General features: G+C 73.3%; 11 protein-coding genes and 1 pseudogene. 7 read left to right on the forward strand and 5 right to left on the reverse strand.

What is annotated here, in order from left to right; translation table 11 throughout:
- The 4 genes and pseudogenes from ABZ885_RS27910 to ABZ885_RS27925 form a co-directional block, all read right to left on the reverse strand.
- Positions 1–96 (reverse strand): annotated as a pseudogene (locus ABZ885_RS27910) (DNA-binding response regulator); the annotation flags it as partial.
- A gap of 51 nt (positions 97–147) precedes the next feature.
- Positions 148–1,200 carry a helix-turn-helix domain-containing protein gene (locus ABZ885_RS27915; RefSeq protein ID WP_360194209.1) on the reverse strand — a complete coding sequence of 351 codons (1,053 nt, stop codon included), beginning with the start codon at positions 1,198–1,200 and terminating at the stop codon, positions 148–150.
- A gap of 140 nt (positions 1,201–1,340) precedes the next feature.
- Complete coding sequence (locus ABZ885_RS27920; protein WP_360194212.1) at positions 1,341–2,057, reverse strand: MOSC N-terminal beta barrel domain-containing protein; 717 nt, start codon at positions 2,055–2,057, stop codon at positions 1,341–1,343.
- An 86-nt stretch (positions 2,058–2,143) separates the two neighbouring features.
- Entirely contained in the window at positions 2,144–2,887 is a 744-nt protein-coding gene (locus ABZ885_RS27925) for a cyclase family protein (RefSeq protein WP_360194215.1), read from the reverse strand.
- A gap of 67 nt (positions 2,888–2,954) precedes the next feature.
- Between ABZ885_RS27925 and ABZ885_RS27930 the strand changes: the two genes are divergently transcribed.
- From ABZ885_RS27930 to ABZ885_RS27955, 6 genes are all read left to right on the forward strand, one after another.
- Positions 2,955–3,635 (forward strand): UbiX family flavin prenyltransferase, encoded by a 681-nt coding sequence (locus tag ABZ885_RS27930; protein WP_360194218.1) that lies wholly within the window; start codon positions 2,955–2,957, stop codon positions 3,633–3,635.
- 129 nt (positions 3,636–3,764) lie between these two features.
- Positions 3,765–4,226 (forward strand): Lrp/AsnC family transcriptional regulator, encoded by a 462-nt coding sequence (locus ABZ885_RS27935; RefSeq protein WP_360194221.1) that lies wholly within the window; start codon positions 3,765–3,767, stop codon positions 4,224–4,226.
- Between the two features lie 15 nt (positions 4,227–4,241).
- A complete protein-coding gene (locus ABZ885_RS27940) occupies positions 4,242–5,204 on the forward strand; it encodes a threonine/serine dehydratase (protein WP_360194224.1) in 963 nt (320 codons plus the stop codon).
- 84 nt (positions 5,205–5,288) lie between these two features.
- The gene (mqnE, locus tag ABZ885_RS27945; RefSeq protein WP_360194227.1) at positions 5,289–6,452 is read left to right on the forward strand and encodes an aminofutalosine synthase MqnE; all 1,164 of its coding nucleotides are present in this window, start codon (positions 5,289–5,291) and stop codon (positions 6,450–6,452) included.
- Between the two features lie 126 nt (positions 6,453–6,578).
- A complete protein-coding gene (locus tag ABZ885_RS27950) occupies positions 6,579–7,922 on the forward strand; it encodes a L,D-transpeptidase family protein (RefSeq protein ID WP_360194230.1) in 1,344 nt (447 codons plus the stop codon).
- A gap of 118 nt (positions 7,923–8,040) precedes the next feature.
- Entirely contained in the window at positions 8,041–8,985 is a 945-nt protein-coding gene (locus ABZ885_RS27955) for a beta-ketoacyl-ACP synthase III (RefSeq protein ID WP_360194232.1), read from the forward strand.
- A 209-nt stretch (positions 8,986–9,194) separates the two neighbouring features.
- On the opposite strand, the gene ABZ885_RS27960 is transcribed toward ABZ885_RS27955, so the two are convergent.
- Positions 9,195–9,842, reverse strand: a complete 648-nt coding sequence (locus tag ABZ885_RS27960; protein WP_360194234.1) for a TetR family transcriptional regulator — start codon at positions 9,840–9,842, stop codon at positions 9,195–9,197.
- A 394-nt stretch (positions 9,843–10,236) separates the two neighbouring features.
- Between ABZ885_RS27960 and ABZ885_RS27965 the strand changes: the two genes are divergently transcribed.
- The coding region (locus ABZ885_RS27965) for a serine/threonine-protein kinase (protein ID WP_360194237.1) at positions 10,237–11,188 on the forward strand (952 nt) is incomplete at its 3' end.

The raw sequence follows: 11,188 nt of genomic DNA on the forward strand, positions 1-11,188 counted from the left end.
GTCGCCGAACGTCGTCAGCATCACCACCCGCGGCGCCGGATCGAGGGCGAGCAGCGGCGCGATCGCGGCCAGCCCGTCACACACCGGCATCCGGACCGCCGAATCGGCCGAGGGACCCCCGGATTGCGTCGGCGGGGTGACGGTGGATCACCCGTTCAGCCACGTTAGGAGCGAACCGTCCGGCGGAGTTTGCCCGGTGCGCAGGCTTCCTTGAGGGTCCGTGCAGGAAGTGCTCCGCGAGGTTTGGCGGCGGTGTTCGCGGGGCGTCAGCCCGTACGCCTCGCGGAAGGCCCGGCTGAAGACGGCCGCGCTGCTGAACCCCCAGCGGGAGGCGATGGCGTGGACGGGGTGGTGGGCCAGCTCCGGCCGGGCGAGGTCGGCGTGGCAGCGTTCCAGGCGGCGTCGGCGGATCAGCCTGCTGACGCTCTCCTCCTCGCCCTGGAACAGCAGGTGCAGCGACCGGACGGAGATGTGGTGGCGCCCGGCGATCGCCTCCGGCGCCAGGCCGGGATCGTCGAGGTTGTGCTCGATGAACGCCTTGACCCGCTCCAGCAGGGCCCGCGAGCGGGCTCCGGCGTCGACCTCGCGGGCGGCGTCGGCGTGCTCGGCCAGGCAGACGGCGGCGAGGTCCCGGGCGATCCCGCCCAGCCGCGCCAGCTCCCCGGGGCCGCACTCGGCGGCGTGGTCGCCCAGCGAGGTGAGGAACCGGGCCAGCACGGCCCCCGTCCCGCGCTGGGCGGGGATCCGCCGGGCGAGGAGCCGGTCGACCTTGTCGGCGCGGATCGGCAGTGCGGCCCGGGGGATGTGCAGGACGAGGACGTCGCTGATGCCGTGCTCGTCCCGCGTCCCCGACTCGAACGGCCGGGAGGTGTCCCACAGCACCAGCTCGCGGACGACCGGCCCGGAGTCGTTGCCGTTCTGGGAGATCCACATCGGGTTCTTCCCGTGGACCAGGGCGAGCTGGTACTGCTCCGGGTCGCTGCGCCGGGTCAGGGCCGCCGGCCGGCGCGAGCGCAGCGGCCCGTGGGCGTGGGCCGACACCCGGAGCGGGCCGAGGTCCAGGACGGCGGCCTCCGCCCGGAAGTCGTCGGCGTACGGGCTGGTGACGCTCACCGGCACCAGGTCGCGGGCCACCATGTCGGTGAACCACTCGAACCGGTCGGCCGCCGGGACACCGGCGTTGGACAGCGTCGACCACATGCGTCATGACCCCCCGTCAGTGCGGCCGTGCGGGACGGCCGAGCCGTCAGTGTAGTTTTCCCGGCCGTCACGGTGATCGGGGCGTCCTCCCGGGCGGGGCCCCGGGCGTCCTCCGGGGCGGGGAGCGCACGGGACGGGGCTCAGTGCAGTGAGACGACGTCGCCGACGCCGAGGCGCCCCGGGCGGGCCACGTCGGCGAGGGCGTCGAGCCGGCCGTCGTGGGCGTGCACGATGACCTTGAGGATCCCGGGGGCGTGCGGCAGCCCGGGCTGGGCGGCGGTGGTCATCGCGCAGCGCTCGCTGGCCCGGACGAAGGCCAGCCGGGCGCCGGACCGGGCGCCGCTGCGGCCCTCCCGGCCGAACCAGGTGTCCTCGACGAACGGCGGGGTGCCGGGCGGGGTGCGCAGCAGGACGTTGGGGCGGAACCGGCGTACGTCCACCACGGCGTCCGGGACGGCCCCGCGCACCCAGTCGAGGGTGGCGGTGGTGAGCACGCTGACCGGGAGCTGGTCGAAGTGGGAGACGGCGTCCTCGCGGGCGAGCGCGACGTCCGGGCGCTGGAGGTAGGCGCACAGGAAGGCGGTCGGGTCGGCGACCGGCCGACCGAGCGGGTCGAACAGCTCGGGGCCGTCGAGCCGGTGGCCGAGCCGGGCGGAGAGGCGGAGCAGTCCGTCCATCCGGCGGAAGCGCCGGGTGTTCTTGCCGGAGCCGAGCTTGCCCGCGCCGTCGCGCACGGCGTACAGGCGGTCGCCGGCCAGGCCGCGCCCGTCCACCTCGACGGAGTCGAGCCGCTCGCCGCCGGTGGACTTCACGGGGTAGCGCCAGAGCTGCTCGACCACTCCGATGATCTCTGCCATGGCGGCCAAGCGTAGCGGCGCCCGCCGGGGATGGTCTAGACCAAGTCCCGTGCAGGTGAACCGGTTCCGCCCGCCGCCGGGCGCGCTCAGCCCACCCGCGCCACCGCCCGCACCGGCGCGCCGTCGGCGGCGACCAGCCGCAGCGGGAACAGCGACACCTCGACCGGCAGCCCGGCCCGCTGGGCGTCGAGCAGCACCCGGAGGTCGGTCAGGTTCTCGGCGATCACCCCGCCGCCGGGCGCGCCGAGCAGCACCCGGTGCGCGGCCAGCGTCGGCTCCGCGGCGGCCGGCTGGTCGTGCTCGTCGGTCAGGTCGGCCAGCAGCGCGGCCACCGCCGGGTCGCCGGGGCCAGGATCGGGGGTGGGGTCGACGCTCAGCGCGTCCACCCCGACCGTCCGCACCCCGGCGGCGACGATCGCCTCCGCCGCTTCCGCGGTCAGGCTGGGGTGGGCCAGGTAGGCGTCGGTGCCCCAGTGCCGGGCCCAGCCGGTGGCCAGCAGCAGGACGGTGCCCGGCGCGGCCTGCTCCAGCGCGGGGGCGAGCCGGTCCGCCGTCACCTCCGCCCGCGGCTCCAGGCCGCGCAGGTCGGCGACCACCGCCGGCCCGGTGAACCGCTCCAGCGGCAGGCCGTCCAGCGTCGGCCAGGTGACGTCCACGTGGTACGGCGCGTCCACGTGCGTGCCGGACTGCGAGCCGAGGTGCAGGGCGAGCACGTTCACCCCGGCGGTGGCGGTGGTGAGCGCGGGTTCCAGGACGACGGCCGGATCGCCGGGGTAGACCGGCATCGCGGTGGTCACCTGGTGGGTGAGGTCGACGAGGGTCGCAGCCATGCCGCCCATCCTCCCAGGGGCCGGGCCCGGCGGGACCGCGGAGTGCGGGGGCAGAGAGACTGGGCGCATGGACAATGCGAAGCAGCCGGTGCGCCAGCCCTGGGTCGTGGGAGTCTCCGGCGCGTCGGGTACGCCGTACGCCGCCTCCGTGATCCGGGCGCTGCTCGCGGCCGGGGAGCCGGTGGACCTGATCGTCAGCCGGGCCGCCCGGCTCACCATCCTCGACGAGACCGGCATCTCCTTCCGTGACGCGCACTGGCGCACCGACCTCGCGGCCTGGCTGGCCACCGACGACGGCGGCTTCGACCCCGCCCGGCTGGACGACGTCCGCTACTGGCCGGCCGGGGACTTCGCGGCCGGTCCGTCCAGCGGCTCCTACCCGGCCAGGGGCATGCTGGTGGTGCCCGCCACCACCGGTGCGGTGGCCGGGATCGCGCTCGGCCTCAGCAAGGACCTGCTCCAGCGGGTGGCCAGCGTCACCCTCAAGGAGCGCCGCCCCCTGGTGGTCTGCGTCCGCGAGGCGCCGCTCAACGGGGTGACGCTGAAGCACCTGGTGGAGCTGGACGCGCAGGGCGCCGTGGTGCTCCCCGCCTCGCCCGGTTTCTACGCCGGCGGATCAACCGTCCGGGAGCTGGTCGATTTCGTGGCCGGACGGGTCCTGGACGCGGTCGGCGTACCGCACACGCTCTACCGACGCTGGACGGGTGAGTTGGGCGCGGCGGCGCGCCACGACGACCGGCCCGAGTGAGGGGGAGTGGGGCGCGCGGAGGGGGGAGAGTATGTTCTCTGCGATACCCGGGTTGTTCCGCGCATGGCGCCTTTGAATCCGGATAATGATCTGTGGGTCTGGTGAGGTTCGGAAGGACGCGGACGGTATATGGACACGGTGGACAGACAGCTCATCCAGGCGCTCCGGGAGAACGGCCGTGCGTCCTACGCCGAGCTGGGCCGACTGGTGGGCCTCTCCGGCCCGAGCGTCACGGACCGGATCAACCGCCTGGAGCAGGCCGGCGTCATCACCGGCTACCGCGCGACGGTCAACCCGGCCTCGCTCGGCTTCGGCGTCACGGCCCTGATCGGCCTTCAGCTCACGGACGCGGCCGACCACGAGGACGTCGCGTTCCGGCTGAAGGACCTCAACGAGGTCGAGGACTGCTGGTTCATCGCCGGTGACGACTCGTACATGCTCAAGGTCCGGGTGGCCGACGTGGCCGGCCTGGAGTCGGTGGTCAAGCGGATCTCCGGGACGAAAGGCGTGGCCCGGACCCGCACCACCGTCGTACTCTCCACGAAGTGGGAAAACCGCGTGAGCGAACTCCCGCTGGTCGAAGGCGAGTAGACGGGGAGCAGCACGATGGCACTGGTCGGTCTGGAGGAGCTGCGCGCGGCCCGGCAGCGGATCGCGGGCGTGGCGGTACGGACCCCGCTGGTCCCCGCCCCCTGGGCGGCGGACGGCGAGCGGCGGCTCTGGCTCAAGCCGGAGAACCTCCAGCCGACCGGGGCCTTCAAGACCCGCGGCGCCTACAACCGGCTCGCCGCGCTCACCGATGCCGAGCGCGCCCGCGGCGTGGTCGCCCAGTCCAGCGGCAACCACGCGCAGGCGGTGGCGTACGCGGCCGGGCTGCTGGGCATCAAGGCCGTGATCGTGATGCCGGACACCTCGCCGGCGGTCAAGGTCGACGCCACCCGCGGGTTCGGCGCCGAGGTGCTGCTGGTCGGCCCGGAGGAGCGCGACACCGTGCCCGGGGAGCTGGCGGAGAAGCACGGCTACGTCTGGGTGCCGCCGTACGACGACCCGTTCATCATCGCGGGCCAGGGCACGGTCGGCCTGGAGATCGCCGAGGACGCCCCGGCCGGGCTGGACACCGTGCTGGTGCCGGTCAGCGGCGGCGGCCTGATCTCCGGCACCGCGGCCGCGCTCAAGCTCACCCGCCCGGGCATCCGGGTGGTCGGGGTCGAGCCCGAGCTGGCCGCCGACGCCCAGGCCAGCCTGCGGGCCGGCGAGCGGCTCGCCTGGCCGGTCGCCGACACCTACCGGACCATCGCGGACGGGCTGCGCACCCCCTCGGTCGGCGAGTTGCCGTTCGCGCACCTGACCGCCTACGTGGACGACATCGTCACCGTGTCCGAGGACGAGATCCGCGCCACCGTGGCCCTGCTGGCCCGCCGCGGCCGGCTCGTCGCGGAGCCCTCCGGCGCGGTCGCCCCGGCCGCGTACTTCCACCGGGCGGCCGAGCTCGGCGGCCAGGAGGTGGCCGCCGTGGTCAGCGGCGGCAACATCGAACCGGCGCTGCTGGCGGAGCTGCTCGCGCGCTGAGAGCGGGGCGCGCCCGGACCGGGCGGCACAGGGGCGTACGCTCGTTCCGGCAACGATTCGAAGTCGGAGGAGGCGGGGCACCGCATGGACGCAGGGCTCAAGCGCGAGCTGGAGGCGAAGGTCTACGCGGGTGAGCGGCTGACCCGCGAGGACGGGATCGCGCTCTACGAGAGCGACGACCTGGCCTGGCTGGGCGGCCTGGCCCACCACGTGCGGACGCAGAAGAACGGCGACGTCGTCCACTTCAACGTCAACCGCCACCTCAACATGACGAACGTGTGCAGCGCGTCCTGCGCGTACTGCTCGTTCCAGCGCAAGCCGGGCGAGAAGGACGCGTACACGATGCGCATCGAGGAGGCCGTCCGGCTGGCCAAGGCGATGGAGGTGGAGTCCCTCACCGAGCTGCACATCGTGAACGGCCTGCACCCGACCCTGCCGTGGCGCTACTACCCGCGCTCGCTGCGGGAGCTGAAGGCCGCTCTGCCGAACGTCTCGCTGAAGGCCTTCACCGCCACCGAGATCCACTGGTTCGAGAAGATCAGCGGCCTGTCGGCCGACGAGATCCTGGACGAGCTGATCGACGCCGGCCTGGAGTCGCTGACCGGCGGCGGTGCGGAGATCTTCGACTGGGAGGTCCGCCAGCACATCGTCGACCACGACACCCACTGGGAGGACTGGTCGCGGATCCACCGCCTCGCCCACAGCAAGGGCCTCAAGACGCCGTCCACCATGCTGTACGGCCACATCGAGGAGCCCCGCCACCGGGTCGACCACGTGCTGCGGCTGCGTGAGCTGCAGGACGAGACCGGCGGCTTCCAGGTCTTCATCCCGCTGCGCTACCAGCACGACTTCCACGACTCCAAGGACGGCGTCGTGCGCAACCGGCTGATGGCCCGTACCGAGATGGCCACCGGTGCCGAGGCGCTGAAGACCTTCGCGGTCTCCCGGCTGCTCTTCGACAACGTCCCGCACGTCAAGGTCTTCTGGGTGATGCACGGCGTCACCACCGCGCAGCTGGCGCTCAGCCACGGCGCGGACGACATGGACGGCTCGGTGGTCGAGTACAAGATCACTCACGACGCGGACAACTTCGGCACCCCGAACAAGCTCGGCCGGGACGACCTGCTGGGCCTGATCCGGGACGCCGGCTTCCGCCCGGTGGAGCGCAACACCCGCTACGAGGTCATCCGCGAGTACGACGGCCCGGATCTGACGCGCCGCGAGACTCCGCAGGCAATGCGCCTCTGACCAGCGCCTTTTCCGCCGCCCGGGCCGCCCTTCGGCCCGGGCGGCGGCGCGTCCGGGGACAGTCTTCACCGCCCCCGCACAACCCCGGGTTTCCCAACAGGCCGTTGGTTTGGCAGGATCGGCCACATGTCCGGTTCCCATCGCGCCACCACGTACCCGCCGTACGAGCCGATGCCCGAACCGGCGTACCAGCCGGGGTACGAGGTGCCGCAGCAGCCCCACGGGGTCTACGAGCAGGCGTCGTACCCGGAGTACGACGCGGCCGGGGCGTACGCCGCCGACGCGGACCAGCCGTACTACGGCTACCAGGAGCAGCCGGTCCGGCAGGGCGGCTACCCGGGCTACGAGGGCCACGCGTACCAGGACCACGCCGGCTACGACGCGTACGACGCCTACGACCAGCCCTTCCAGCCCTACGCCGCCGAGCCCGCCTTCGAACCCGAGCCCGTCTTCGACCCCGAGCCCGGGTTCGAGCCCGCGTTCGACCCGGCGTTCGGGACCGGGCCGGTGCCGCAGGCCGGTCCGGAGCCGGTCGTCACGACCCTCGCGTCCACCGTGCCCGCCCCGTCGGGCGGCCGGGCGGCCGCCCGCGGCCACCGGCGCAAGGCCAAGCCGAAGAAGCGCACCGGCAAGGCCGTGACCGCCGGCACCGCGCTGCTGCTCGCAGCCGCCGCCGGCTGGTACACCGTCGGCCAGGACTCCGCCAAGCCCGGCCTCACCACCGCCGACGGCCCCGGCCCCGAGGGCGTGTCCACGCCGGACCAGCCCGCCCCGGCCGGCGGTGCCCCGGCAGCGGCCGCCGGCGCCGCGCAGGCCGCCGACACCCGGCAGACCGAGGCGCCCGCCGCCGGCCGCAGCCAGGCCCGCCCGGACGGCTCGGTGGCCGCGATACCCGGCCTCGGCGCCGCCTTCACCGCGCGGATACCCGCCGAGACCACCCAGGTGGTGCTCGCCTCCGGCCAGGACAAGAACGCCAACAAGAACACCGTCACGCTCTGGACCCGCACCCCCGAGGGCCGCTGGCTGGCCGGCGAGACCTGGCAGGGCCACAACGGCAACAACGGCTGGACGACCGACCACAACGAGGGCGACCTGCGCAGCCCGATCGGCGTCTTCAGCCTCACCGACGCGGGCGGCCGCAAGGCCGACCCGGGCGGCAAGCTCCCGTACGACAAGGACCCGAGCTTCGTGGTCTCCGGGACGGGCTTCTTCGGCGACCAGCTGGAGGGCTCCTTCGACTACGTGGTCGCGATCAACTACAACCGCGTCCCCGGGAACTCGCCGCTGGACTCCCGCCGCCCCATGGGCTCGAAGAAGGGCGGCGGCATCTGGATCCACGTCGACCACGACGGCCCCACCCACGGCTGCGTCTCGATACCCGAGGACAAGATGGCCCAGCTGATCCGCACCCTGGATCCGGCCGCCCACCCCGTCATCGTGATGGGCGACGCGGCCTCACTGGCGGCCTAGCCGCAGGTCACGGCCCAGGCGCCGCAACGGCCCTTGTGGGCCTCCTACAGCTTCCGGGGCCGGATCCTGTAGCCGGTCGCGCCCCGCTGACCAGCGGGTAACCCGGTTGAGTGGCTGTATGAGCGGTTCGCGCATTGTGGCACTCGGCCATTACCAGCCCCCCAAGGTCCTCACCAACGACGACCTGGCGGGACTGGTCGACACCGACGACGAGTGGATCCGCAGCCGGGTGGGGATCCGGACCCGTCACATCGCCGAGAGCGAGACGCTGGTCGACCTCGCCACCGAGGCGGCCCAGAAGGCACTGGCCAAGAGCGGCCGCACCGCCGCCGACGTCGACCTCGTCGTGGTCGCCACCTGCACCGCGGTCGAGCGCAGCCCCAACACCGCCGCCGCCGTCGCCGCGCGCCTCGGCGTCCGGTCGCCGGCCGCCTACGACATCAACACGGTCTGCTCGGGCTTCTCCTACGCGCTGGCCACCGCGGACCACGCGATCCGGGCCGGCGCGGCCCGCACCGCCCTGGTGATCGGCGCCGAGCGGATGTCGGACACCATCGACTGGACCGACCGGAGCACCTGCGTGATCTTCGGCGACGGCGCGGGTGCCGCGGTGGTGGAGGCCCAGGAGGAGGGCGCCGAGCCGGGCATCGGCCCGGTGGTGTGGGGCTCGGAGCCGGAGAAGGGCGACGCCGTGGTCATCACGGGCTGGGACCCGGTGATCAGCCAGCAGGGGCAGTCGGTGTTCCGCTGGGCCACCACGCAGATCGCCCCGCTGGCCCGGCAGACCTGCGAGAAGGCCGGGATCGACCCCTCGGAGCTCAAGGGCTTCGTGCCGCACCAGGCGAACCTGCGGATCATCAACGCGATCGCGAACAAGCTGGGCGCCCCCGACGCGGTGGTCGCCCGGGACGTGGTGGACTCCGGCAACACCTCGGCCGCGTCCATCCCGCTGGCCTTCTCCAAGCTGGTCGAGCGCGGCGAGCTGTCGCCCGGCGACCCGGTGCTGCTGTTCGGCTTCGGCGGCGGCCTCGCCTACGCGGGCCAGGTCGTCCGCTGTCCGTGACCCGTCCCCCCGCCTCCTGGGGCCTACAGGCCCCCTAGAAACGCTCATGCCGGTGGGCGGGCACCCCGCAGTGGGTGCCCGCCCACCGGCATGTCTGACGCGCTGCGGACCGCCGGCGGACCTCCCCCGAGGACACGGCCGCCGTCCGTCGTTCCCCGGACAGGAGGCCGGGGCTGCGCGCGGAGCGGATGGGTGGGTTGGCGGACGGTCTACTTGGGCGGCTTCTTGCCGGTGACACCCAGGTACACCAGGGGAGCGAGGTTGGGCTTGAGGTCCTTGACCTTGACGCCCCAGGAGGTGAAGGCCTTCTGGTGCTCCGCCGCCGATGCGAGCAGCGAGACCAGAGAGCCGGCGACGGCGGCCGGGTCGAGCGACTTGTCGGCCTGTCCCTTCGCCTGGAGTTCCTTGACGGCTTCCGTGAGCGGCTTGGCGACCGCGTTGAGGACCGTCATGCGGATCTTGAAGAACCGCTTGTCCCCTTCGGCGGCACCGAGCGTGACCACTCGGAGAATGGCGTCGTTCTTGCGCCAGAAGGCGAGGAATCCGTCGACCAGTTCTTCCGAAGTGGCCGTGCCGGACTTCCCTGCCCAGGACTTTCCGGCCACCAGCTCTTTGAGGGCGTCGGAGTCCTTGGCCATTTCCTCGGCGATTTCGAGGACAGCGCCCTCGACATCCGGGAAGTACTGGTAGAAGGTCGCGGGGGAGGTACCCGCCATACGGGCGACGTCGATGACCTTGACGTCCCGATAGGGCGACGTGCTGAGCATCTCGCGGAGGCAGTCGAGCAGCTTCTGCCGCGTCTCCTGTCCGCGTCGCCCGGCGACGCGACCGTCGACGGTGCGAACTTGTCCTGTCATGCCGTCAGCTTACCGCGGCCCGATCTTGGCGCGATTCGGTGATGTGACAATTACTCCGCACGGGGGTTGCTAAGGGATCTCCACCACTTCGGACGGATATTCACCGGGCTCGGCACCCATCTTGAAGCCCCCCCGTGTGCTTTTGACCCCACAGCGTGACGGCCCTTCCGCTGAGGGGTGGTCGGGTGACAGAGCGTGACGATCCGGCGGGCCGGGGCCGGGCGGGCCGCCGAGGGACGGTGCCGGAGCGGACGTCAGAATCCGGCCGTTCCGGAGCCGCTGACCGGGCACCGCCCCCGCTCTGGCCGGGGGAGGTTGGAGATGGGCCCGGCGGCATTGGAGAATCGGGTCCGGCACCACGCGGCGGGTGCGGAAACGGGGAGGTGGCAGCGGAGTGGACCAGCTGACGGCGCACGATCCGAGGCGGATCGGGCCCTTCGAGGTGCTGGGGCGACTCGGCGCGGGGGGGATGGGCCTGGTCTACCTGGCGCGGTCGCCCGCCGGCCGGAGGGTGGCCATCAAGACCGTCCGGGCGGAGCTGGCCGAGGACGAGCTCTTCCGGGTCCGCTTCGCGCGCGAGATCGCGGCCGCCAAGACGGTCGGCGGTTTCTACACCGCGGCCGTGGTGGACGCCGACGCCGACGCCCGGGTGCCCTGGCTGGCCACCGCGTACGTCCCGGCGCCGTCCCTGGAGGACCTGGTCACCGAGTGCGGGCCGCTGCCGGTGGGGGCGGTGCGCTGGCTGGTGGCCGGCATCGCCGAGGCACTGCAGTCGATCCACGCCGCCGGGCTGGTCCACCGCGACCTCAAGCCCTCCAACGTGCTGGTGGTCGAGGACGGCCCGCGGGTGATCGACTTCGGCATCGCCGCCGGGGTGTCCAGCACCCGCCTCACCATGACCAACGTCGCGGTCGGCACCCCGGCGTACATGTCGCCGGAGCAGGCCCGGGACAGCCGCGGCGTCACCGGTGCGAGCGACGTGTTCTCGCTCGGCTCGCTGCTGGTCTTCTGCGCCACCGGCCACCCGCCCTACCGGGGCGCCAACCCGGTCGAGACGGTGTTCCAGCTGCTGCGCGAGCAGCCCGACCTCTCCGGCCTGCCGGCCGAGCTCGCGGACCTGGTGCGCGCCTGCATGCGGCCGGCGCCCGAGCACCGGCCCTCGCCGGCCCAGATCCAGGCCGAGCTGGCCCCGCACCTCTTCTCCCGGGACGACGCCTCCGGCGAGGCGGGGGACTGGCTGCCGCCCGACGCGCTGGAGCTGATCGAGCGCAAGCGCGGCCGCCGCCTCGCCGGAGGCGTCGTCCCGGGAGAAGAGGTGCGGGGCCAGCTCGGCCTGGATCTGGGCC

The sequence above is a fragment of the Kitasatospora sp. NPDC047058 genome (assembly GCF_040643935.1).
Classification (GTDB): domain Bacteria; phylum Actinomycetota; class Actinomycetes; order Streptomycetales; family Streptomycetaceae; genus Kitasatospora.